The 21,177-nt window shown below is 63.1% G+C and carries 26 protein-coding genes; 12 read left to right on the forward strand and 14 right to left on the reverse strand.

The genetic code is table 11. From position 1 onward, the window contains the following. Positions 1-19: 19 nt before the first annotated feature. From AC1TPF_RS09170 to AC1TPF_RS09200, 7 genes are all read right to left on the reverse strand, one after another. Positions 20-886 (reverse strand): glycosyltransferase family 2 protein, encoded by an 867-nt coding sequence (locus tag AC1TPF_RS09170; RefSeq protein WP_482143593.1) that lies wholly within the window; start codon positions 884-886, stop codon positions 20-22. Between the two features lie 109 nt (positions 887-995). Next, the gene (locus tag AC1TPF_RS09175; protein WP_482143595.1) at positions 996-1,772 is read right to left on the reverse strand and encodes an aspartate/glutamate racemase family protein; all 777 of its coding nucleotides are present in this window, start codon (positions 1,770-1,772) and stop codon (positions 996-998) included. A 91-nt stretch (positions 1,773-1,863) separates the two neighbouring features. Next, positions 1,864-3,402 (reverse strand): NCS1 family nucleobase:cation symporter-1, encoded by a 1,539-nt coding sequence (locus AC1TPF_RS09180; protein WP_482135430.1) that lies wholly within the window; start codon positions 3,400-3,402, stop codon positions 1,864-1,866. A gap of 225 nt (positions 3,403-3,627) precedes the next feature. Beyond that, entirely contained in the window at positions 3,628-4,350 is a 723-nt protein-coding gene (locus tag AC1TPF_RS09185; protein WP_482135429.1) for a GntR family transcriptional regulator, read from the reverse strand. Positions 4,351-4,451: 101 nt separating this feature from the next. Further along, positions 4,452-5,705, reverse strand: coding sequence for a globin domain-containing protein (locus AC1TPF_RS09190; protein ID WP_482135428.1), 1,254 nt, complete (start codon positions 5,703-5,705; stop codon positions 4,452-4,454). Next, positions 5,702-6,187, reverse strand: coding sequence for an RrF2 family transcriptional regulator (locus AC1TPF_RS09195; RefSeq protein ID WP_482135427.1), 486 nt, complete (start codon positions 6,185-6,187; stop codon positions 5,702-5,704). The genes AC1TPF_RS09190 and AC1TPF_RS09195 overlap by 4 nt, the downstream gene beginning before the upstream one ends. A 149-nt stretch (positions 6,188-6,336) precedes the next feature. Then, the gene (locus AC1TPF_RS09200) at positions 6,337-6,831 is read right to left on the reverse strand and encodes a hotdog fold domain-containing protein (RefSeq protein WP_482143596.1); all 495 of its coding nucleotides are present in this window, start codon (positions 6,829-6,831) and stop codon (positions 6,337-6,339) included. A gap of 560 nt (positions 6,832-7,391) precedes the next feature. Here AC1TPF_RS09200 and rpsJ point away from each other — a divergent pair. The 11 genes from rpsJ to rpsQ are packed head-to-tail and all read left to right on the forward strand — an operon-like array spanning position 7,392 to position 12,712. Further along, positions 7,392-7,697: a 30S ribosomal protein S10 gene (rpsJ, locus tag AC1TPF_RS09205; protein WP_003938093.1), complete on the forward strand. Its 306-nt coding sequence runs from the start codon at positions 7,392-7,394 to the stop codon at positions 7,695-7,697. Positions 7,698-7,714: 17 nt separating this feature from the next. Next, on the forward strand, positions 7,715-8,368 hold the full coding sequence (gene rplC / locus AC1TPF_RS09210; RefSeq protein WP_482135425.1) for a 50S ribosomal protein L3: 654 nt from the start codon (positions 7,715-7,717) through the stop codon (positions 8,366-8,368). Next, the gene (gene rplD / locus AC1TPF_RS09215; RefSeq protein ID WP_482135424.1) at positions 8,368-9,039 is read left to right on the forward strand and encodes a 50S ribosomal protein L4; all 672 of its coding nucleotides are present in this window, start codon (positions 8,368-8,370) and stop codon (positions 9,037-9,039) included. Before rplC ends, rplD begins: the two co-directional genes overlap by 1 nt. Before the next feature lie 5 nt (positions 9,040-9,044). Then, complete coding sequence (rplW, locus tag AC1TPF_RS09220) at positions 9,045-9,350, forward strand: 50S ribosomal protein L23 (RefSeq protein WP_482135423.1); 306 nt, start codon at positions 9,045-9,047, stop codon at positions 9,348-9,350. Positions 9,351-9,390: 40 nt separating this feature from the next. After that, positions 9,391-10,227 carry a 50S ribosomal protein L2 gene (gene rplB / locus AC1TPF_RS09225; protein WP_482135422.1) on the forward strand — a complete coding sequence of 279 codons (837 nt, stop codon included), beginning with the start codon at positions 9,391-9,393 and terminating at the stop codon, positions 10,225-10,227. Positions 10,228-10,246: 19 nt separating this feature from the next. After that, positions 10,247-10,528, forward strand: a complete 282-nt coding sequence (rpsS, locus tag AC1TPF_RS09230; RefSeq protein ID WP_331883974.1) for a 30S ribosomal protein S19 — start codon at positions 10,247-10,249, stop codon at positions 10,526-10,528. Then, complete coding sequence (rplV, locus tag AC1TPF_RS09235) at positions 10,529-10,930, forward strand: 50S ribosomal protein L22 (protein WP_482135421.1); 402 nt, start codon at positions 10,529-10,531, stop codon at positions 10,928-10,930. After that, entirely contained in the window at positions 10,930-11,763 is an 834-nt protein-coding gene (gene rpsC, locus AC1TPF_RS09240) for a 30S ribosomal protein S3 (protein WP_482135420.1), read from the forward strand. The genes rplV and rpsC overlap by 1 nt, the downstream gene beginning before the upstream one ends. Positions 11,764-11,766: 3 nt before the next feature. Continuing rightward, entirely contained in the window at positions 11,767-12,183 is a 417-nt protein-coding gene (rplP, locus tag AC1TPF_RS09245; RefSeq protein WP_482135419.1) for a 50S ribosomal protein L16, read from the forward strand. Next, positions 12,183-12,425, forward strand: coding sequence for a 50S ribosomal protein L29 (gene rpmC, locus AC1TPF_RS09250; protein ID WP_482135418.1), 243 nt, complete (start codon positions 12,183-12,185; stop codon positions 12,423-12,425). The genes rplP and rpmC overlap by 1 nt, the downstream gene beginning before the upstream one ends. After that, positions 12,422-12,712 carry a 30S ribosomal protein S17 gene (gene rpsQ, locus AC1TPF_RS09255; RefSeq protein ID WP_482135417.1) on the forward strand — a complete coding sequence of 97 codons (291 nt, stop codon included), beginning with the start codon at positions 12,422-12,424 and terminating at the stop codon, positions 12,710-12,712. Before rpmC ends, rpsQ begins: the two co-directional genes overlap by 4 nt. Before the next feature lie 97 nt (positions 12,713-12,809). Here the strand turns inward: rpsQ and AC1TPF_RS09260 are convergent, their stop codons facing one another. The 4 genes from AC1TPF_RS09260 to AC1TPF_RS09275 all read right to left on the reverse strand — a co-directional run bounded on the left by AC1TPF_RS09260 (position 12,810) and on the right by AC1TPF_RS09275 (position 18,455). Continuing rightward, complete coding sequence (locus AC1TPF_RS09260) at positions 12,810-16,082, reverse strand: helicase HerA domain-containing protein (RefSeq protein WP_482143598.1); 3,273 nt, start codon at positions 16,080-16,082, stop codon at positions 12,810-12,812. Next, positions 16,079-16,726 carry a hypothetical protein gene (locus tag AC1TPF_RS09265; RefSeq protein WP_482135415.1) on the reverse strand — a complete coding sequence of 216 codons (648 nt, stop codon included), beginning with the start codon at positions 16,724-16,726 and terminating at the stop codon, positions 16,079-16,081. The genes AC1TPF_RS09260 and AC1TPF_RS09265 overlap by 4 nt, the downstream gene beginning before the upstream one ends. Then, positions 16,723-17,754, reverse strand: a complete 1,032-nt coding sequence (locus tag AC1TPF_RS09270; RefSeq protein ID WP_482135414.1) for an endonuclease domain-containing protein — start codon at positions 17,752-17,754, stop codon at positions 16,723-16,725. Before AC1TPF_RS09270 ends, AC1TPF_RS09265 begins: the two co-directional genes overlap by 4 nt. A gap of 101 nt (positions 17,755-17,855) precedes the next feature. Continuing rightward, positions 17,856-18,455, reverse strand: coding sequence for a TetR/AcrR family transcriptional regulator (locus AC1TPF_RS09275; RefSeq protein WP_482135413.1), 600 nt, complete (start codon positions 18,453-18,455; stop codon positions 17,856-17,858). A 149-nt stretch (positions 18,456-18,604) separates the two neighbouring features. Here AC1TPF_RS09275 and AC1TPF_RS09280 point away from each other — a divergent pair, with 149 nt between their 5' ends. Further along, positions 18,605-19,372 (forward strand): SDR family NAD(P)-dependent oxidoreductase, encoded by a 768-nt coding sequence (locus tag AC1TPF_RS09280; RefSeq protein ID WP_482135412.1) that lies wholly within the window; start codon positions 18,605-18,607, stop codon positions 19,370-19,372. A 16-nt stretch (positions 19,373-19,388) separates the two neighbouring features. Here the strand turns inward: AC1TPF_RS09280 and AC1TPF_RS09285 are convergent, their stop codons facing one another. The 3 genes from AC1TPF_RS09285 to AC1TPF_RS09295 all read right to left on the reverse strand — a co-directional run bounded on the left by AC1TPF_RS09285 (position 19,389) and on the right by AC1TPF_RS09295 (position 21,159). Next, the gene (locus AC1TPF_RS09285; RefSeq protein ID WP_482135411.1) at positions 19,389-19,898 is read right to left on the reverse strand and encodes a VOC family protein; all 510 of its coding nucleotides are present in this window, start codon (positions 19,896-19,898) and stop codon (positions 19,389-19,391) included. Between the two features lies 1 nt (position 19,899). Further along, the gene (locus AC1TPF_RS09290) at positions 19,900-20,460 is read right to left on the reverse strand and encodes a DUF4190 domain-containing protein (protein ID WP_482135410.1); all 561 of its coding nucleotides are present in this window, start codon (positions 20,458-20,460) and stop codon (positions 19,900-19,902) included. A 177-nt stretch (positions 20,461-20,637) separates the two neighbouring features. Continuing rightward, positions 20,638-21,159, reverse strand: coding sequence for an MTB12 C-terminal domain-containing protein (locus AC1TPF_RS09295; protein WP_482135409.1), 522 nt, complete (start codon positions 21,157-21,159; stop codon positions 20,638-20,640). Positions 21,160-21,177 lie beyond the last annotated feature (18 nt).

Genomic DNA, 21,177 nt, shown 5'->3' on the forward strand with positions numbered 1-21,177 from the left:
TCGGGCTGCTGGAGTCGACTCAGTCGGAGCCGTAGGGCAGGACGCGCTGCTGTCGCTCGGAGAAGAGTTGTCGTGGAGAGTACCGACCCTTGATGGGGTCCCAGGCCCGCGCGGGCACCCAGAAGAGCCGGTGGAGCAGTCGCATCGTGCGCACGTTTGCCCATGACCGCTTCGCCGCCTCGGGCATGCCGCGGGCTTCCAATGTGGCCGGCATGTATGCGGTGAACTGCCGATAAATGGCGGTGCTCGACAGCATGCGCCGCCCCGAGGCGCCGATCTCCATGTTCGGGATGAACACGCTGCGCTGTCCGGTCTCTTTGGTACACAACGTGATATCGAGGTCGTCGAAGATTCCGTCCTGTTCGAGCAGGATCGGCCGGATCTTCTCCCAGGTCGTGCGGCGGATTGCCATGTTGGCCCCGAAGAGCGACGGTATGTCGCCACCATTGCGATCGGCATTCGACATCGCCAGCTTGACGAGACGCCGGTGAAGCCACTGCAGTGGCATGTCGTACTGGTCGAAGAGCCCGGTGCCGGCTCCGACGGTCTCGTCGGCGCGGGCGAAGAAGTCCCGGACCGCGGCCGCCCATCCGGGCTTGGCGCGGGTGTCTGCGTCGAGGCGGCCGATGATGTCGCTGGTGACGTCGTCGAAGCCCGTATTTCGTGCGGCGATCACACCCCGCCTGGTCTCTTTGACGAGCCGCAGTTGCGGGATCTGCTCGCAGAACGAGGTGGCGATCGCTGCGGTGTCATCGGTCGAATTGTTGTCGACGACGATGATCTCGTCGAGTTCGTCGAGCTCGGTTTTCAGCGAGTCCAGTAACCAGCCGATTGTCTCGGCCTCGTTGTAGGCGGGTATTACCAGTGACATCGTCGGCTTATGCATTGACGTCCAGTGTGCCTGAATATTGAACGCGGAGACAAAACACTATCAATGACAGGCTTTTCTCAGGTAGAGATATTCATTGGACTGAGACGGGTGCAGAATCCGACTGCTACGCGCAGTCATCGGGTGTATTCCGAGCCGGGTGAGTGTCCGGGATGCCAAACGGAGCGAGCAGGCCCGCATAGTGTTTGGGTCGCGGGGGCGCCAATTCGCCGACACATGCCGGCGCCATGCCGAGGGTGATCAACGACTGCAGGAACGCTGTCCCGGCGGCGACCCCGTCGATCACCGGTAGTCCGATTTTTGCGCTGATGGTCTTGGCCAGATCTGCCATGCCGGCGCACCCGAGCAGGATTGCGTCGCAGCCATCGGCTTCGGCAGCCGAGCGGCAGGCCTCGATGAGAATAGGGGCGGTCTCAGGGTTGGATTCGAGCTCCAGTACCGGGATCTCGCACGCGTGGAACCCGATGCAGTGTTTGCTCATCCCGTATCTTTCGGCCAGTTCGTCGGCCCGGCCGATCGTCCGGCCCAATGTGGTGACCACAGAGAATCGCCGCCCCAACATCGATGCCGCGTGCATACCGGCTTCGGCGATCCCGAGTACCGGACCCGACGAGACTTCTCGCGCCGCATCAAGCCCGGGGTCACCGAAACAGGCCAGCAGATACCCGTCCGCGCGGCGCTCACTGCGTTCGGACGCCAGGATTGCCTCGAGCACGCCGGGTACCGCGAGTGCCTCGTCGTAGTGCGACTCGATCGAGGCGGGCCCCATCGTCGAGGTGAGCGACACGATCTCCGTTCCGGGCCCGGCCACCGACCGGGCGGCGGTGGCGATCTGGTCGGTCATCGACGCCGACGTGTTCGGGTTGATCACGCAGATGCGCATTGCTTCATGCTCCTCGCTACACCGATGATGTGGCCTTGTGGCGTCCGTGACCTGCGGGTTTGTTGGCCAGAAGGCCACATCATCGGAGGGCTCAGGCCGCGGCCGGGGCCGGGCGGGTTCCGTAGATCAGGTGTTGCGGCAGGTACTTCATGCCCGCCATGTACAAGACGAATCCGATGCCGGCACCGATGAACCACGTGAAACTTGCCTGATACGCGGTACCCCAGATGACAACACCGATCGGGACCAGCGCTGCGATGACCGTGGACACGACCGCCACCGGGTTGACGCCCCCGCGGAAGTAGTACTGCGAGTTCTCATCCATCGTGAACAGGTCGTCGATGTCGATCTTCTGCTTCTTGATGAGGTAGAAGTCGGCGATGAGGATGCCGAACAGCGGTCCGATCACCGCACCGAGCGTGTCCAGCGTGTAGTGGATCGCGTCCGGATTGTTGTAGAGGTTCCACGGCGTGATCAGGATCGAGCCGACTGCGGCGATCATGCCGCCGGTGCGCCAGGTGATCTTGGTCGGTGCCACATTCGAGAAGTCGAATGCGGGGGAGACGAAGTTGGCCACGATGTTGATGCCGATGGTCGCGATGGCAAAGGTGAGTACGCCGAGCACTGCCGCGGTGGTGTTGTCGATCTTGTCCACGATGTGGACCGGGTCGGTGATGATGTTGCCTGCGTCGTCCTTGCCGATCACGGTGGCACCGGCGGAAACCGTGCACACCACCAGGATCGAGAAGAACAGGAAGTTGACCGGCAGACCCCAGAAGTTGCCCTTCTTGACCTCACTGAACGACTTGCCGTAACGCGAGAAGTCTCCGAAGTTGAGCATCGGACCCGAGAAGTACGACACCACAAGGGCTATCGCCGAGATGAGTGCGGTGATCGAGGCCCAACCGGTCTTCGATTCACCTACCGAGAGGTCGAAGCTGACGTTGTCCCAGCCGGCCTTCCAGATCAGGTAGCCGGCCAAGATGACCATGACGACGTAGACCGCGGGACCACAGAAGTCGATGAACTTGCGGATCGTTTCCATACCGTTCCAGAAGACGACCGCCTGCAGTACCCACATGAGCATGAAGCCGGCCCAGCCGAGCGGCGAGAGTCCGAGGAAGGACATGTCGCCGCTCTCGCTGTACTTGTCGAGTGACGGCCAGAACTTCAGGGCCAGCAGTCCGAAAGCCACTGAGGCCAAGTATGTTTGGATGCCATACCACGCGACCGCGATGAGGCCGCGAATGATGGCCGGAACATTGGCACCGCGGACACCGAATGCGATGCGGGTGGTCACCGGATAGGGAACCCCGGCCTGCTGAGAGGGTTTGGCGACCAGATTGCACAGCAGGTTGACGATCACGATGCCGACGACCAGGGCGACCAGCACCTGCCACGCGGCGATACCGAGGGCAAACAGGCTGCCCGCGAACACATATCCGCCGACGCTGTGTACGTCGGACATCCAGAACGCGAAGATGTTGTACCAGGTCCAGGTCTGATTCCGCAGCGGAGCCAAATCCTCGTTGGTCAGCCGCTGGTCGTAACTGAGCTTGATGACGCTCTCGCCTGCGGCATTGTGATGATTTGTCGGGACCTCTGAATCGGGAGATTGAACATCGGTCATGGGCATTCCTTCAGCGTCGGAACGGAACCTGGATTCGGGCTCCTCGTAGGACTGAGGAAAACTTAAGATCGCGATATTTCCCGGGGATTACGTGCGTGACAATTAGCGCGGGTCCGGCCCAGGGAAGTGGATATATTCCGGGAAGGCGGTGAATCGACTGCGCCATCGTGTGGCCTTCAGTCCATCACCAAGAGGATGCCACGTGGCTTCCCGAGCGATCGGGCGCTACGTGGGTGGGGATTCTTCGCGGGCGACGTTCAGTTCGGCGGCAGTTTCGATGATCACCGATTCGAGTCGCTGATGGTGTTGTTGCGCAACGGCAACAAGTTCGGTGGCATCGCGCCGGGCCATGGCGTTGATCATCTTCTCGTGATCGCCGTGCAGCTGGAGCTGGGTGGGGCCGGTCGCCCGCTGCATCACCTGGAACGGTTCGGTGATGTCCCAGGTGGAGTCGAACATGTTGAGTAACCGATGCATTCCGCAGGGGCCGACCAACGCCTGATGGAAACGGCGTGAATGCACGTGATAGGCCTTGCGGTCGCCGGCGATGGTGGCCTCTTGTAGCGCCCGGTGTTCGGATCGGGCGCGGTCCAGGTCGGCCTCGGTGGCCACCGCGCAGGCCCGGGTCAGTGCGGCTTGTTCGAGCACGCCGCGGACGAAGTAGATCTCTCGGAGTTCGGTAAGCGTCAGTTGTGCGACGTAGTACCCGCCGCCGGTCCGGTGACCCACCAGGCCTTCGCCGACAAGGGTTTTCAGGGCTTCTCGTACCGGTATCGCACTCACGCCGAACAACTCGGCAACACTTCCCACCGGGATCGCCGACCCGGGGGCTGCGCTGCCGTCGAGGATGACGCGGCGCAGTTCATCGAACACACTGGCCTGTGCGCTGCCCGCGAGTTCGCCGTTCAGGTAGCTGATCAGTGGACGGTTCGGTGGTTGTGATGGCAAGGCGACCTCTGCGGTGGACGGTCGGGGCGGGGGTATCGGTGGATTCTAGGCGCCGATGACGCAGTTGGCTTCTCGACCGTGCCCGCCCCCGACCGTGCCCGTCAGCCCAGGAGCCAGTCGTTGGGTGAGAAGAGCTCGCAGTGCAACCGCCCCGATGCCACACCCCGGGCGAGGAGCTGGCCTCGGACGGCTTGGACGAAACCGTTGTTCCCGCAGAGGAAGAACTCTGCGTCCTCATCGAATGTGATGGTGTCGACCTGCATCAGACCATGATGGATCGTCGGCTCGTCTTGGCCGGGGATCTCGTACCAGAGGTCGAGGCTGCCCTCGGCGAGTTCGCCGATCAGCTCACGCTGGCGCTGCCGGAGTGGATGCGCGTCCGGCGACCTGTCGGCGTGCAGGGCTTGTACCCGGCAGCCCGGGGCGTTCGCCGCGAGGTGCTCGAGGATGCCGATCATCGGCGTGATCCCGATGCCCGCGGAGATCAGGACCAGCGGCCGCGAACCGACACTGTCGACGGGGAGATCGCCGAACGGGATGCTGACGTCCAGCAGGTCGCCAACGGCCACATGCGCGGCGATATGTGTCGACACCTCTCCGGCGGGTGCGTCGGCGGAGGCGACAACAGGACGGACGGCGAACGTGAGCTCACCGGATCCGGGAGTGTTGATCAGGCTGTACTGGCGGATCTGCCGGGCACCGTCGGGGAGTGTTGTACCAACCGAGATGTATTGTCCCGGAAGGAAATTAGGAAATGTGTCGACTGTGGCGGCGACGGTGAGCACGACTGTGCCCGATGGGTCGTCCGTCCTTGCGGTCACCCGCGCGCGGCGGAAGACATCGCCGGCCCCGACTTCCGCGTCCGCATAGAGGCGGTGTTCGAGATCGATCAGTGTGTTCGCCATCAACCAGTAGACCCGGTCCCACGCGGCCGCGACCTCGGCCGTGACGGTCTCGGCTCCCAGGACGTCGACGATCGCGGCGAACAGATGGGTATGAACCAGCGGGTACTGATCGGCCGTCACCCCGAGCGATGCGTGCTTGTGTCCGATCCGGCCGAGCAGTTCCGCGGGATCCTCCAACGCCGGATCGATGAGGTGCGTCGCGTACGTGGCAATGGATGCGGCCAGTGCGCGCTGCTGCGTGCCCTGGGCCTGGTTGGACCGGTTGAACAGATTGCGGAGCAATTCGGGGTGATCGGCGAACAAGCGCCGGTAGAACTCGGTGGTGATGGCATCGATGTTCGCGCCGACCAGTGGCAGCGTCGCGGCGATCATCTCCGCGTGATGCGGTTCGAGGGTTTGTGCCCGGGTTGCGGTGAGCCGCTCGGGGGCAGAAGTGGATGCAGTGGTCATGGATGTGTCCTCTCGATGGGTGACAACAGTTGTTCGGTGGAAGAGTGGGGAAGCCGGACGAGGGGGAGAAGCGGTATCTGCGTGCCTTTCACCAGGTCGCTGACGACGTGCTGGTCGAGCGCGGCGTAGAACGCTTCCTTGGCGTCGGCGAGCGCACGCCGCAGGCGGCAAGCGGGCAGGAGCGGACAGGGGTTGTCCCCGGTGCAGTCGACGACCTCCTTGTCGCCTTCGAGCTCGCGGATCAGTCGACCGACCGAGGCGCGGCGGCCGGCGTCGGTCAAGGACAGCCCGCCGCGCCTGCCCCGTTGGGAGTGCACCAGGCCGAGTTCTGAGAGTCGGGCCACGGCCTTCGCGACGTGATTTTCAGAGGCGGCGACGCTGTGCGCGATTGCGCCGGTCGTGACCCGATGGCCGTCTTCCTCGGCTGCGGCGAGCAACATCAACGCCCGCAGACCGAGGTCGGTGAATCGGGTCAGCTGCATACGACTCACCGTAGTAATTCCGCATCAGAGATGCGCATATTCTTGATGTGTGGTCAAACACTGTGTGACGTGCGGTTTTTGTACCTGCGGTTACGTGGTGAGGGTTGGGAAAACCCGGGACCTTCGACCCCCCCCAAGACGAAGCGCAGCTACGCCGGGGTCACCCAGGTGGTGATGTCGCAGTGGACCACTTCGACGCCGTGGGTGTCGGTGATCTTGATGTCGACGACCACGTCGCGGCCCTCGGTGATCGTGCCGAAGTCGAGCGGTTCGCGCAGGGTTGCGACGGCCTGTAAGCCGGTTGTTGCCTTCTTCAGGTACTGGCTGGTCATCGCTTTCGGGATCCAGCGGTGGGTAGAGGGGACTGTGGCCTCCATGAGCATGCCCATCGCGGTCTCGGCCAGGTTGCACGCGGCGATGGCATGGAAGGTGCCCAGATGGTTGCGGATGCCGTACCACTTGGGGGCGGTGACCTCGCATCGTCCGGGTTCCATGGTTTTGACATAGGGCAGGATCGTCGCGAAGTACGGAACACGGACGCAGATCCCCAACGAGAAGAGCACGGAGCCCAGACGTCCGGCAGGCAACTTCTGGCGCAGGCGGTAGGTCGGGCTAGTGCTGGTCAGCGCGTTCTCAGTCGACATATTCGATATCCTACCGACCAGTAAGATGTGCTGTGGATGGCGCACTCGGCCGAGGTGGAAGTCGAGGTCGGGGCGCAGATGAAGGGGCCGAGCGGACGAATTTGGTCCTGAGCCGGATCTATTGCATACTTGTCGGGTTGCCTTGATTGGCAGTGCGGCCCTGTATGTCCCGGCTGGAAGCTATATGCGTCCAACCGGCAGCAGAGCGCCTGTCGACCGAAGAGCATCACCGGACGAACTAAGCGGCTTGCGAACTGGTTCGAGCTTCCGTTGTGATGCACAACAAGCAAAGATAGACCCGAGTTCAGATAGATGCAGTCGGATACAAGCGGTAAGCGCATGCGCATAAGCGTGTGTAGCCACCGCGACACACCCGAGTGCGTGGACCGGAGGCCCGCAAGATTTGGGCGCAGTACGACGACTCGTGCAAGCGGGTTTTGAACAATGACAGATGAACAGCGTCGATCACCACCGTGAGGTAATGGTCACGAGGATGCGACCACAGTCGTTTCCACGAGGTGTTCATCTGTGCAGCCGAATATGACGGAAGAGGACACAGCGTGGCGGGACAAAAGATCCGCATCCGGCTCAAGGCCTATGACCACGAGGCGATCGACGCGTCGGCGCGCAAGATCGTGGAGACCGTGACCCGTACGGGTGCACGTGTCGTTGGCCCGGTGCCGTTGCCCACCGAAAAGAACGTGTATTGCGTCATCCGCTCGCCGCACAAGTACAAGGATTCGCGCGAGCACTTCGAGATGCGTACACACAAGCGACTGATCGACATCCTCGATCCCACGCCGAAGACCGTTGACGCCTTGATGCGTATCGATCTGCCGGCCAGCGTCGACGTCAACATCCAGTGAGTGGCGGGATTTAACAGATGACTCAGACAAATGTGAAGGGAATCCTGGGCACCAAGCTCGGGATGACCCAGGTATTCGACGAGGACAACCGGGTGATCCCGGTGACAGTCGTCAAGGCGGGACCCAATGTGGTCACGCAGATCCGCACCGAGGAGATCGACGGCTACAGCGCCGTGCAGCTCGCCTACGGCGCGATCGACCCGCGCAAGGTCACCAAGCCGGTTGCCGGTCAGTTTGCCAAGGCCGGGGTCACCCCGCGCCGGCATGTTGCCGAGATCCGCGTCCACGACGTATCGCCGTACACGGTCGGACAGGAACTGACGGCGGAGATCTTCGCCGACGGTGCCCTCGTCGACGTGACCGGAACCTCCAAGGGCAAGGGCTTCGCCGGTGTCATGAAGCGTCACGGCTTCAAGGGCCTGGGCGCGAGCCACGGCGTGCACCGCGTGCACCGCTCACCCGGTTCCATCGGTGGCTGCGCCACCCCCGGTCGCGTGTTCAAGGGCATGCGGATGGCCGGTCGGATGGGTAATGACAAGGTCACCACCCAGAACCTGAAGGTCCACAAGGTGGACGCTGAATCGGGCCTGCTGCTGATCAAGGGAGCGATCCCGGGTCGCAAGGGCGCGGTTGTCATCGTCCGTGACGCCATGAAGGGTGGTGCGAGCTAATGACTGTCAACACCGAGAAGCAGCAGACCCGCACGGTCGATGTGAAGAGCTTCGGTGGCAAGACCGACGGAACCGTCGAACTGCCCGCCGCGATCTTCGATGCGCCTGCGAACATCTCGCTGCTGCACCAGGTCGTCATCGCCCAGCTGGGCGCTGCACGCCAGGGCACGCACTCCACCAAGACGCGGGCCGAGGTCCGCGGTGGTGGCGCAAAGCCTTACCGCCAGAAGGGAACCGGTCGCGCTCGTCAGGGCTCGACCCGCGCCCCTCAGTTCGCCGGTGGTGGCATCGTCCACGGCCCGCAGCCGCGTGACTACAGCCAGCGCACCCCGAAGAAGATGAAGGCAGCCGCCCTGCGCGGAGCCCTCTCTGACCGGGCACGCAACGAGCGCATCCACGTGATCACCGAACTGGTTGCCGGGCAGGCCCCGTCGACCAAGACGGCACGACTGTTCCTCGAAGAGCTGTCTGATCGCCGGAAGTTCCTGTTGGTGGTCGGCCGCGAGGACACCGCCGCATGGAAGAGCGTTGCGAACCTGCAGCACGTGCTGCCGATCGCTCCGGATCAGCTGAACACCTACGACGTCCTTGACGCCGATGAGGTTGTCTTCAGCCGCGAAGCTCTGGGTGCGTTCCTCGACGGTGCCAACAAAGAGCAGAAGGAGGCCTGAGGAACATGACAGTTCAGGCAAACCCCCGCGACATCATCCTGGCCCCGGTGATCTCCGAGAAGTCCTACGGACTGATCGAGGACAACGTGTACACGTTCTTCGTGCATCCGGAGTCGAACAAGACCCAGATCAAGATCGCCATCGAAGCGATCTTCGACGTGCAGGTCACGAGCGTGAACACCGCCAACCGTCAGGGTAAGCGCAAGCGGACCAAGTTCGGCTACGGCAAGCGCAAGGACACCAAGCGCGCGATCGTGACCTTGGCCGCCGACAGTAAGCCCATCGAGATCTTCGGAGGCCCGGTCGGCTGACGCCGGTCGGACTCAGAAGAAGTAGAGGACAAGAAGACTCATGGCAATTCGTAAGTACAAGCCGACGACTCCCGGTCGTCGTGGCTCGTCTGGCGCAGACTTCGCCGAGGTGACACGTAGTACCCCGGAAAAGTCACTCGTTCGTCCGTTGCACAGCACCGGTGGACGAAACGCGCACGGTCGCATCACGACCCGTCACCGGGGTGGTGGCCACAAGCGGGCTTACCGTCTCATCGACTTCCGTCGTAACGACAAAGACGGCATCAACGCCAAGGTCGCTCACATCGAGTACGACCCCAACCGCACTGCGCGGATCGCGTTGCTGCACTACGTCGATGGCGAAAAGCGTTACATCATCGCCCCCAAGGGCCTGAAGCAGTTCGACGTGGTGGAGAGCGGTCCTACCGCCGACATCAAGCCGGGCAACAACCTGCCGATGCGCAACATCCCGACCGGTACCCAGATCCACGCTGTGGAACTGCGTCCGGGTGGCGGAGCCAAGTTGGTCCGTTCCGCCGGAGCCGGCGCGCAGCTGCTCGGTAAGGAAGGCGCCTACGCCACAGTGCGTCTGCCTTCCGGTGAAATCCGTCGTGTCGACGTGCGCTGCCGCGCAACCGTCGGCGAGGTGGGCAACGCCGAGCAGAGCAACATCAACTGGGGCAAGGCCGGCCGCATGCGCTGGAAGGGCAAGCGCCCAACCGTCCGTGGTGTCGTCATGAACCCGGTCGACCACCCGCACGGTGGTGGTGAGGGTAAGACCTCCGGTGGTCGCCACCCGGTCAGCCCGTGGGGCAAGCCCGAGGGCCGCACCCGCAAGAACAAGCCGAGCGACAAGCTCATCGTCCGCCGCCGCCGCACCGGCAAGAACAAGCGATAACCCAGGAGGGAGTTAGAGAATGCCACGCAGCCTCAAGAAAGGCCCGTTCGTCGACGACCACCTGTTGGGCAAGGTCGATGTTCAGAACGAAAAGGGCACCAAGCAGGTCATCAAGACCTGGTCCCGTCGGTCCACCATCATTCCGGACTTCATCGGACACACTTTCGCCGTCCACGACGGTCGCAAGCACGTACCGGTGTTCGTCTCGGACTCGATGGTCGGGCACAAGCTCGGCGAGTTCGCGCCGACGCGCACCTTCAAGGGACACATCAAAGACGACCGGAAAGCGAAGCGTCGGTAGATGACTATTGAAACAACCAACCCGACCGCCAAGGCCACCGCTCGTTTCGTGCGTGTGACCCCGATGAAGGCGCGTCGCGTCATCGATCTGGTTCGCGGCAAGAACGTGGACGAGGCACTCGACATCCTGCAGTTCGCACCGCAGGCTGCGAGCGAGCCGGTGGCGAAGGTGCTTGCCAGCGCCGTTGCCAACGCCGAGAACAACCTCGACCTCGACCGTCGCACCCTCGTGGTGGCACAGGCGTTCGCCGACGAGGGACCGACCATGAAGCGGTTCCGTCCGCGTGCCCAAGGGCGTGCGTTCCGGATCCGTAAGCGGACCAGCCACATCACCGTCGTCGTCGAGAGCATCGCCGACAAGGGTGCGGCGACCAGCCGCAACCGCCGGAAGGGAGCTCAGTAGTGGGCCAGAAGATCAACCCGCATGGCTTCCGTCTCGGTATCACCACGGACTGGAAGTCCCGTTGGTACGCAGACAAGCAGTACGCGGAGTACGTGAAAGAGGATGTTGCCATCCGCAAGCTCCTGGCCACCGGCCTCGAGCGCGCCGGCATCGCCAAGGTGGAGATCGAACGTACCCGTGACCGGGTTCGCGTCGACATCCACACCGCCCGTCCGGGCATCGTCATCGGTCGCCGCGGCGCCGAGGCCGACCGGATCCGTGGTGACCTGGAGAAGCTGTCCGGCAAGCAGGTGCAGCTGAACATCCTCGAGGTCAAGAACGCCGAATCGGAAGCTCAGTTGGTGGCACAGGGTGTCGCAGAGCAGCTCAGCAACCGCGTGGCATTCCGTCGGGCGATGCGTAAGGCCATCCAGTCGGCCATGCGTCAGCCCAACGTCAAGGGAATCCGGGTCCAGTGCTCGGGTCGCCTCGGCGGTGCGGAGATGAGCCGTAGCGAGTTCTACCGCGAAGGTCGTGTGCCGCTGCACACCCTGCGCGCTGACATCGACTACGGCCTCTACGAGGCCAAGACAACCTTCGGCCGTATCGGCGTGAAGGTGTGGATCTACAAGGGCGACATCGTCGGTGGCAAGCGCGAGGCACTGTCCTCGGCTGCTGCTCCGAGTGAAGACCGTCGTCCGCGTCGTCCCGCACGTCCGAAGCGAAGCGGTTCGTCGGGCACCACAGCGACCAGCACTGAAGCTGGACGCGCCGCAACGGCCGGTGCTTCTGCGGCTGCTGACGCTCCAGCGACAACGCCTGCGCCCGCGCAGGCTGAGAACCAGGAGGGCTGAGGCATGTTGATCCCTCGTCGGGTCAAGCACCGCAAGCAGCACCACCCCAGCCTGAAAGGTCAGGCCTCGGGCGGAACCAAGGTGACGTTCGGTGACTACGGCATCCAGGCACTGGAGAGCGCGTACATCACCAACCGTCAGATCGAGTCAGCTCGTATTGCCATCAACCGGCATATCAAGCGTGGCGGCAAGGTGTGGATCAACATCTTCCCCGACCGCCCGTTGACGAAGAAGCCTGCCGAAACCCGCATGGGTTCCGGTAAGGGTTCTCCCGAGTGGTGGGTCGCCCCGGTCAAGCCGGGTCGCATCCTCTTCGAGATGAGTTACCCCAGTGAGGAGACTGCTCGCGAGGCCTTGCGCCGCGCGCAGCACAAGCTCCCGATCAAAACCCGCATCGTGACCAGGGAGGAGCTGTTCTGATGAGTATCGGAATCGCCGCCGCCGAGCTCCGCGAGCTCAGTGACGAAGAACTGGTTGAGCGTTTGCGTGAGTCGAAGGAAGAGCTGTTCAACCTTCGGTTCCAGATGGCCACCGGTCAGCTCGACAACAACCGCCGGCTGCGTACCGTGCGTCGCGAAATCGCGCGCGTGTACACAGTCATGCGGGAACGTGAGCTGGGCCTGGCCGCCGGACCCGAAGCTACGGACGGTGACGACGCATGAGTAAGGACCAGGAAGTGACAGAAACGTCCGCCGAGGACCGTGCACGGCGCAAAGAGCGCATCGGGTACGTCGTCTCGGACAAGATGCAGAAGACCATTGTGGTCGAGCTGGAAGATCGTGTGAAGCACCCGCTTTACGGCAAGATCATCCGCACCACCAGCAAGGTCAAGGCTCACGATGAGAACGAGACCGCCGGTGTCGGCGACCGCGTTCGGCTGATGGAGACCCGCCCGACCAGTGCCACCAAGCGCTGGCGTCTGGTTGAGGTCCTCGAGAAGGCCAAGTAAGCCAAACGTTTTCAACAAATGCGGCCCGTCCCTGTAAAGGGGCGGGCCGCATTTGCGTTGTTGCGCCAGAACCGCGCCGGGATGACTTCGGACGGGGTCACTGCCTGCTGAGAGCGAGCACTTCCTCATCGGATAGCGGCGACGACGGGTGAAAGCTCAAGCACATCGAGGTGTTCACCTTCTGGAAGGTCCCGCCATCGGGGGCCACGTAGAACTCGCCGGTGCCGAGGCGCCCGATGTCATTGATCCGGCTCCCTTTGGCTGAGGCCATCTCGTTCGCGGCGTTGATCTGTACCGGTGTGTTGAGGCGGCCGAAGAACTGGGTAGAGGCGTTGCCGACGATTTTGGCGTCGATGCCCTTGGGTGCCTGTGTCGCGAACACCAGGCCCAGTCCGTATTTGCGCGCCTGCGACGCGAGCGCAACGGTGCTTCGCGTGCACGGGGTCACTCGTCCCGACGGAACCAGGGTCTGGGCCTCGTCCATGACGAACAACGCGCCGAGTGGGCGATCGCCGGCTGGGTTCTTCTTGATCCAAGCGAACAGGGCGAGTTCGAGCTGATTGACGAAACCCTGTCGATTGCCTTCGTCCGGTAGGCCGATCAGGCTGATCACCGAGATGCGGGCGCGTTTGCCTGCGGTCGGGGTGAGGAGGACCGATGGGTCGACCGGTGTTCCACCGCCGCCCAGCATGGGATTGATGATCATCGCCGCCTTGAGGTTCTCAGCAAGAATGCCGGCGAGCTTCTCGGTGTCGGTCAGACCGCTCATGTCGTCCGTCATCTCTGACAGAAGGGCGACGTACCCGGCAAGTGACCCGCCGCCTTGTCGGCCGTACAGCGCCATGGATCGCTTGAGAATGGCTTCCTGGAGAGCTGCTTTCGCGCCGCTGACCCCGGCATACGGCTTGAGCGCGGACACTGCGGCATCGACGGCCAAGTCGAACTCGTCGGGGTTCTCTTGGACGGCCACGAAGTCGGGCAGTGGCTGAAAGCTCAACGGACGACCGCCGTTGAGTCGAGGTGTCCAGATCACGGTCTCGACGTTGTCGATGTAGTCGGCAGCTTTCGCGGCGTCGTCGCCAGACCAGCCCGCCGGTGGTTCAGGCCAAGCGGTACCGAGCCGTGCGAGGTCGTTGTTGGGATCCAACACGATGGCCGAGACACCCTGCAGAGCACATTCTTCGATGAGCCGACGGATCATCACCGTCTTTCCCGAACCAGATCCCGCGAAGACGGCGGTGTGTTTGCGGAGTGCCTCGAGATCGACCGTCGCTGTCTTGCCCGATCGTGAAACGCCGAGGCTGATGCTTGTCGGGGTGGTGGGCGTCGAGGTAGTGGACGGTGGGGCGGCGACTTCGGGCTGGACCGTCGGATCGTATATCGGTATCTCGGTGGTGATCTCCGCCGACAACTCGCGGGTCGGCGCTGCGGGTGGCTCGTCGAACGCGGGTGTCTGATGCTCGGCCGGGATGGTTGGCGTAGTCCAGTCGGTGTGCTCGGCCGGGATGGGTTGGCGCGCAGGGGTGGTTCCGGCATCACCGAGTGCGGCGCTCAAGAACTCGATGCCGTGGGCAGGTCGATGCGTTCGGAGCCAGGTGTCGAACCCCGCGAGCATGGCCTTGGTCATCTCGTTGAGCGCGCTGAGTTTGGCGAGGTCGTCGTACGACATCGCAAGTACCTGGCCACCGTTCGCGGTGAACTCGTCGACCATGTCGGCCGTTTTGGGTCCGCCCGGCCAGTCGATGTTCCGCAGGATGAAGAGTTGACGACGGGGGACCGATGAGGACAGACCCGCATCGATCGAAGCATTCCGCAGGCGGGACTGTACGGCCCCGGCGTGTGTTGCCGAGATCGCGCGAAATGCCCAGTGATGTTCGTCGTCGGTGAGGGAGTCGAGGCTCTGGCGCAGTCTGGCATGGAGGCGGAACTGACCTCCGACCTGGTCGATCGTGAAGTCGTCAGAACCGGATTCGACTGCCCAGGCGCGCAATCCGGCGTTCAGCAGCGCCGGCATGACGTCGTCTTCCTTCTTCGGGTCCACCGCGGTAGCAGTGAGGGCATTGCGGATGTGGCGTTGGTACACCTCGTCGAGGTCGCCAGCAGGCGGCTCGTCCGTGTCGGTGTTCTTCGGCCGTGCGGGCGGGAGGACGACGCTGGCTGGTTGATCCACCAGCGATCCGAGTTCCGTCACGGCTTCGTTGTCGAGACAGTCGTTGATGTGCCGGTCGACGCGTTTGATCAACAGCCGGGCATTGAGGGAGGTGGCGGCAGAAAAGGCAGGTTCTTGGATCGGCCACGTCGGGTAGGGCGGTGTGAAGCCGAGCACCGCAAATGATTTGGACAGCCGACGCTCGACGAGTGTCCGGGCGAAGGCCCCATCGGGGAGCCCTTCGAGGATGAAGTTGGCGCGGAATCGATCCGGTACCGAGGCCGTTGCCTGGAGTTCGATGATGGTCCAGACGGACGGAAGACACGACACGACAGTCACGGTGCGCAACAGCACTTCACGCACTGACATCAATCCGTGGGCCACTTGGTCGACCACGGCGTCGGCATATGAGTCAGCCGAGGTGGTGGCGTCGGTGCCGGAACGCGACTGGGCCAGCAGCGTATCGATCTGGTCGACGGCAAGGACAGTGGGACCGGTAGCCGCCATGTACTCCGAGATCGCCCGCACGGTTCCCTCGTAGGGAAGCGCCCGGGGTGGCAGTTGCCATTCGCTTCGCTCGGCCGGATCGATCTCATCGATGTTGTTCTCGAGATAGGCGATACCGAGATCGTTGAGCCGCGATCTCGGCGCTGCGGACAGCACAAGTGCTCGCAGGGTGGCATGGTGACTGCGGATGAGGGCAGGCAGTGGTTTGCGAAGGCTGTTGACGAACTCATCGAGAATCGCGGGTGTGACGAGGGTTTCGCCCGAGATGGCCCGCCGCGCGACTCTGGAGGTTCCCGCGAGGTCGGCAAGGCGCTGCATCACGTCGTGGAGTTGGGTCTTGTCCACCGGTGGCGTGATCTGGCGGTTCAGAGAATCGAGCAACGAACTGAGCAACGTGCGCCAGAAGTCGCTGGGGTCGAGCAGGTCCAGCATCACGAAGTAACCCCGCTGAGCCTGTACGTACTCGCGGACCTGTCCGAGTAGGTGTGTCTTGCCTGACCCGGCCGGCCCCTGCAACACCACACCGAGCGGGCTCGGACCGGTGCTTTCTTGTGCATCGGCGACGGCGCGCTCGATGGCGCGCCAGGCGTTGGCGTGAAGTCCGTCGACGTGGATGTCGTTGTGCGAGAGCCACACATCGTCGCGGGTATGGGCGGAGTTGGAGAATCCGGTTCGCGCCTTGGCGAGCGCGTCGAGTTGCGATACCGATGTCACGTCGGCTCCATGCTGATGAGGTGTTTGTCCTGATTGCCGATCGATACGGCGGCGGCACGCGCCTCCGGCGTCAGCGCCTTACGGTTCTCTTCCGGAATCAGCCGGAACCCTGACCGGCTGTACAGCGACTGGAGCACTGCGTCCAGGTCGGGCCGTGCGACACTGCGCAGGTCTGCCCGAAGTTCGGCCAACCCGACCCACGCACCGGGTTTGCTCGCGAGTGTTCGGTAGGTGTCGATGACGCGGGTTTCGATGTCCGGCGTCGTCTGTTCAGATGGTTCTTTGCTGACCGAATCTTCCGATGGCAGAAAGACATCCGCCAGTCGCAGGTCCGATCGTTGGAAATGGCGGCCCAAACCTGCGAGGACGGTGAAGAGTGCCTTGCCCTGCGGGGTGGTGCCTGCCGGAGGTTTGCTGCCGAGGAGTTCGTTGCACTTGGCCCAGCCGCGGTCAGACAGTGAATGGTGGTGGGGCACTTTCGACGTGTCGCTGTCGACCAGACCCAATGCGTTGAGTTTGCGACGGCTGGGGGCTTCGAGCTTCGGTCCACGCTCTTGGATTTCTCCGTTTGTGAGGCCACGGGACTCGGCCATCAAGACCAACAAGACGATCATTTCGGTACCAGTCAGGTCCGACGCGGTCACGGAAGCTCCTTTTCAGCCAAGCGGCGAGCACGCAATCTGTGGATTATGTCCACAACCTGCGTGCTGTCGCTCAGTACCTGTTCATTTGTGAAGCGCGCCACCATATAACCGGCGAGTTGCAGGGCGACATCCCGTCGCCGATCGTCTGAATACTTGTTTGCGGTTCGATGATCGGCGCCGTCGATCTCGACAACCAGTCTCGCATCCGGCCACAGCAGATCGGCTCGTACGAACGGTTGAAGTTTTTCGGTGGGTACCAGCTGATTCCATCTGCGATCCGCGGCCCAGGGGAGGCGGGCCAGGTGCGATTCGAGTCGTTGTTCGGCTGCGCTTGCAGGATGTGGCCGGCCCGATATCGGTGGGAAGGTCACGGCGGGCAGAACCCACAGGGATTCGTCGACGCCGCTGGCCGAGGTGAAACCACCGGAGCGCATGGGCGCCGTCGGGAAGCGGTCGATATCCGCCGTGATGCCGTCCAGAAGCCAGATGCCGACATAGCTGCTCAGCCAATCGCACACCGCCGCAACGTAACTCTGCTGATCTCGCGGCAGCGGACTCGGGGAGTACAAGGCGAGGACCACTTGATCGCGGGCGAAGCTGGCCTTGATCACCCGGATCAGTCCGGACATCCGGGTGGTGTCGGAGTATTTCTCCGCCAGGACGAGCTGCTCGGTCTGGGTTTGCGCGGCGATGGCATTGGCGGTCAGATCCATCAGAAACGGACGGTAGTGGTCTGATCGTGCAGCCAGTTCCGAAGCGAGCGCTCGGGCAGCGACGCGGTCGATGGTGGCGCGCCCAGGTGATATTTCGGCGCCGGGCAGCCACGCCGGATACAGGTGGAAGGTTGTTGTCTCGAGGTCGGCAACAAGATCGCCCAGCACCTGTGAGATATCGATGACCTTGTCGAGTCGTATCAGTAGGACCGCGGGTGCGTCGTCGGGGAGGGCGTCCAAGGCGATCGCCAGGTCTGTCGGGCCGAGGCCGGTCAACGCTGTGATCCCCGATGCTGGTGCCGCCGACCAATCCATGGCCAGAACCTACAGCCAACTGCTCGCGGCGGCAGGCTCACTCTGGCCCGCGGATCGCCCGGGGCCGGTGACCTCGTTGTGTAGCGGACCGAACAGTCTGTCTAGTTTGTCGGGGATCGAAGGGGTGTGGTCATCATCGATGTGAGCATGTCGATGATCTCGTCCGGTTCGGATTCCGACTGATCGCCGGGTTCGGTTCGACGTTCGAAGTCGGCGATCAGCGCGAACATCGCAGTGGCCACCGCGGCCACCCGGCGATGGCGGGTGGCGGTATCCCCAACGAGTGATTTGTTCAGCTGTTCAAGAACTTTGGGCCACTCGGTGTACCCGGTGGGTATGGATTCATCGGGCCACGACGGGCGGGTCACCTCGAGGAACCGGGCATAGTGGGTGCCCTTCATCTCCAGGATCGGTAGCACCAGCACACTGATGAGATCTCGCACCGTGGGCTGCTTACCTTGTGCGGCAAAGATTTCCAGCATGCGCGCGCGTTCGCGCTCCATAGGGCCCAGGCGCCGGGCAACGATCGCTGCGATCAAGCCCTGGCGGTTGCCGTAGTGATATTGCACAGCCGAGTTGTTGCGGTGCCCGGCGGCGACCGCGATGTCGCGCAGGGGGACTTCGTATCCGCGGGTTGCGATGAGCTGTTCGGCTGCATCGAGCAGTTCGCGCTTGCCTCGGTCCGGACCGGTGTCTGTCATCGATAAAGATCCTATAGCCCAGGGACGTTGAACAGGTTGTGGACCGGACAGGTGAAACCGGTGATCCATACCGGCGCTCGGAGACACCCCGCGTAGTTCGGCGACCGTAATATCGACGCCCCGTTAAGCGTGCGTGCTTAAATGGTCGTATGGCGGAGTCACGAGGGGACACGAATACGTCGGGTTTCGGCGGGAAGGTCGTTGTTGTCACCGGCGCCTCATCGGGACTCGGAGCGGCAGTGGCTCGAATCCTGGCCGAGCGCGGGGCCAGGGTGTTCGGGCTGGCGCGTGACGAACGACGTTTGTCGGAAGTGTTCACCGCGGTGACGGACGGCCGATTCCGCATTACCGATATCGCCGACCCGGACGCCTGCCGCGATGCAGTGGACGGCTGCATCGACGTGTTCGGCCGGATCGATGCGCTGGTGAATGTGGCCGGCGCACACACCATGCGACACACGCCCTCGGTGACCGACGAAGAGTGGCAGCAGGACCTCGCGATCAACCTGAGCGGGCCCTTCTACCTTTGTCGCGCGGCGCTGCCGCATCTCCTCGAGTCCGGAGGCAACATCGTCAACGTCGCCTCGACGGCGGGGACCCAGGGCCAGGCCTATTCGGCCGGCTACTGTGCAGCCAAGCACGGATTGGTGGGACTGACCAGGGCTCTTGCAGTGGAGTTTGCGCACACTGCGGTTCGGGTCAACGCGGTATGCCCAGGGGGCATGCTCACCCCGCAGGTCAGCGATTTTGTCGTACCCGACGGGGCGGACTTCGAACTGATAATGCGGACCGCGTCACCGCGGGGTATGTCGGAGCCTGCAGAGGTGGCCAAGTTGATCGCATTCCTCGCCAGTGATGAAGCCAGCGCAGTCCACGGCGCCGTCTACGCCGCCGACAAGGGCCGCTCGGCCGATTGAATCGGTATTCGGCCCCTCAGCGATTCCAGGGATTGACCGATCCCTCGGGCACCAGCCCGTCGAACAATGCGCGCATCTCGTCGGAGAGCTTCATGAGTTCGACATACGAACCGATCGGCCCTCCGTCGATGTACGCGAATTCCATTCCTATGCCGGATATTTGGCCGTCCTGAAGAATCGCCACTCCGTTGCTGCGTAACTGCGCCAGAGTGGCATCGAAGTCGTCCGGAATCCAGGCGACGTGATGCAGCCCGGGGCCGTGGGCTGCGAGTGCTTCGGAATACAGATTCGTCCCCGTCACGGGCTGGATCAACTCGAGTTGCTGGCCGCCGGCGTATGCGAGTGATACATGGATCGTGTAGTCCGCCGGTACGCCGCGGTAGCTGCATGCGTCCGGTGTGAATATGACATCCGGTATGCGCAGCCAGGATTCGACTCCGTAACGGTTGGTGAACTCCTCTTCGGCGGCAGCGATGTCATCGACCACCCACGCGACCTGGAAGATAGGTCCGCCGACAATCGGCATCTCAGTTGCCCACGATGAACGTGATCCAGAGCGTGGCGAGAAGAACACACAGTGCGGTGAGAAGACCGCCGACGATGATCCCGGCCCAGGCCTGCCCTTCGCCGGTTTCATACGGACGCTCTTTGATCTGATTGAGGCCGATGATCCCGAGGATGACACCGACAGGTGCGACCAAGACGCCGACGAAGCAGAAGAACATCGCAGGTATCGCGACTATCGAGCAGATCAATGCGCCGGTGGCCATCGAATTGGTTCGTTTCGGGGCCATCAGATAGGGGTTGGGGTAATACATGGCCGGATATGGACTCGGCGGGTACGCGACGGGGTAATGCGGATAGGCCGGGTCGAGGCCTGCCAGGGGACCGGCCCCGGGTTCGTACGGCTGCCAATATTCCGCACCGACCGACGGCAGGGTCGGCGCCGTCGGATACGACGTGGGGTACGGGCTCAGCGGCGCTGTGTCGTGGGTCGCGTTGCTGTTCGGGCCGTTGCTATCTCGGCTGTTGACGTCTTTGGTCAGGTCGAACTGGTCGCGATCGGCAAAGTCCTTGTTGTCGGTCATGGTTCGCCTCTCTTGGAAGAGTTGATTCCACCTTAAGGGAGACGAAGTGGTCGACCGTATGACTTGTAGCACGTTCGAGCAATGGTGCGATTGGTGACCGGATGCTCCAGGGCCGAGTCCGAATACAAAGATGCCCGGCCGCTGATGCGGCCGGGCAATTTTGTGTTGTACAGACGGTCAGTGACCACTACCCATCGACGTGAGATCGGTGATGGCCGCAGGCGCGAGCTTCCACATGCCGTCCGCATAGACAAAGGCCATCGGCATGGCGACCGGCTCCGGGGCATGAGGGGTCGCGACCTCGACGGTCGCGGTGGCCGCGTTGTCGCCGTCAGCGGTCACTTCCGTCACAGTGAACTTGTCGGGGGTGTATCCGGCGGCCGAGAAACCCTTGGCGAGTCCGGCGAGCTGTCCGGCGACGGCCGGCTCGTCCGAGTCGACCAGGTCGGTGTACGTCGCCGGGTCGGTGTCGGGGGACAGGACCGCGACGATGATCTCCTGCGCGGCGCCGACCTCGAGCGCGGCGTCGGCCGCGGCGTCGGTGCTGGTTGCGCTGCCCGAGGTCGCGGCTGAAGTCTCGGCGGCGGTTGAGGCGGTGCTTGTCGATGAGTCGGAATCGCTGTCATCACTGCATGCGGCCACACCGAACACGGCCAAGCCGATCAGGGCCGCGCCGGCCACGCTCTTGCGAATGTTCATATTTTCTCCTCGGAGACC

The organism is Williamsia sp. Y853 (assembly GCF_056786495.1).

Bases quoted from the DNA above. Each gene is read 5' to 3' on its own strand.
- AC1TPF_RS09170 (WP_482143593.1), bottom strand. From the start codon at position 886: ATGCATAAGCCGACGATGTCACTGGTAATACCCGCCTACAACGAGGCC.
- AC1TPF_RS09175 (WP_482143595.1), bottom strand. From the start codon at position 1,772: ATGCGCATCTGCGTGATCAACCCGAACACGTCGGCGTCGATGACCGAC.
- AC1TPF_RS09180 (WP_482135430.1), bottom strand. From the start codon at position 3,402: ATGACCGATGTTCAATCTCCCGATTCAGAGGTCCCGACAAATCATCAC.
- AC1TPF_RS09190 (WP_482135428.1), bottom strand. From the start codon at position 5,705: ATGACCACTGCATCCACTTCTGCCCCCGAGCGGCTCACCGCAACCCGG.
- AC1TPF_RS09195 (WP_482135427.1), bottom strand. From the start codon at position 6,187: ATGCAGCTGACCCGATTCACCGACCTCGGTCTGCGGGCGTTGATGTTG.
- AC1TPF_RS09200 (WP_482143596.1), bottom strand. From the start codon at position 6,831: ATGTCGACTGAGAACGCGCTGACCAGCACTAGCCCGACCTACCGCCTG.
- rplC (WP_482135425.1), top strand. From the start codon at position 7,715: ATGACTCAGACAAATGTGAAGGGAATCCTGGGCACCAAGCTCGGGATG.
- rplD (WP_482135424.1), top strand. From the start codon at position 8,368: ATGACTGTCAACACCGAGAAGCAGCAGACCCGCACGGTCGATGTGAAG.
- rplW (WP_482135423.1), top strand. From the start codon at position 9,045: ATGACAGTTCAGGCAAACCCCCGCGACATCATCCTGGCCCCGGTGATC.
- rplB (WP_482135422.1), top strand. From the start codon at position 9,391: ATGGCAATTCGTAAGTACAAGCCGACGACTCCCGGTCGTCGTGGCTCG.
- rpsS (WP_331883974.1), top strand. From the start codon at position 10,247: ATGCCACGCAGCCTCAAGAAAGGCCCGTTCGTCGACGACCACCTGTTG.
- rplV (WP_482135421.1), top strand. From the start codon at position 10,529: ATGACTATTGAAACAACCAACCCGACCGCCAAGGCCACCGCTCGTTTC.
- rplP (WP_482135419.1), top strand. From the start codon at position 11,767: ATGTTGATCCCTCGTCGGGTCAAGCACCGCAAGCAGCACCACCCCAGC.
- rpmC (WP_482135418.1), top strand. From the start codon at position 12,183: ATGAGTATCGGAATCGCCGCCGCCGAGCTCCGCGAGCTCAGTGACGAA.
- rpsQ (WP_482135417.1), top strand. From the start codon at position 12,422: ATGAGTAAGGACCAGGAAGTGACAGAAACGTCCGCCGAGGACCGTGCA.
- AC1TPF_RS09270 (WP_482135414.1), bottom strand. From the start codon at position 17,754: ATGGATTGGTCGGCGGCACCAGCATCGGGGATCACAGCGTTGACCGGC.
- AC1TPF_RS09275 (WP_482135413.1), bottom strand. From the start codon at position 18,455: ATGACAGACACCGGTCCGGACCGAGGCAAGCGCGAACTGCTCGATGCA.
- AC1TPF_RS09280 (WP_482135412.1), top strand. From the start codon at position 18,605: ATGGCGGAGTCACGAGGGGACACGAATACGTCGGGTTTCGGCGGGAAG.
- AC1TPF_RS09285 (WP_482135411.1), bottom strand. From the start codon at position 19,898: ATGCCGATTGTCGGCGGACCTATCTTCCAGGTCGCGTGGGTGGTCGAT.
- AC1TPF_RS09290 (WP_482135410.1), bottom strand. From the start codon at position 20,460: ATGACCGACAACAAGGACTTTGCCGATCGCGACCAGTTCGACCTGACC.
- AC1TPF_RS09295 (WP_482135409.1), bottom strand. From the start codon at position 21,159: ATGAACATTCGCAAGAGCGTGGCCGGCGCGGCCCTGATCGGCTTGGCC.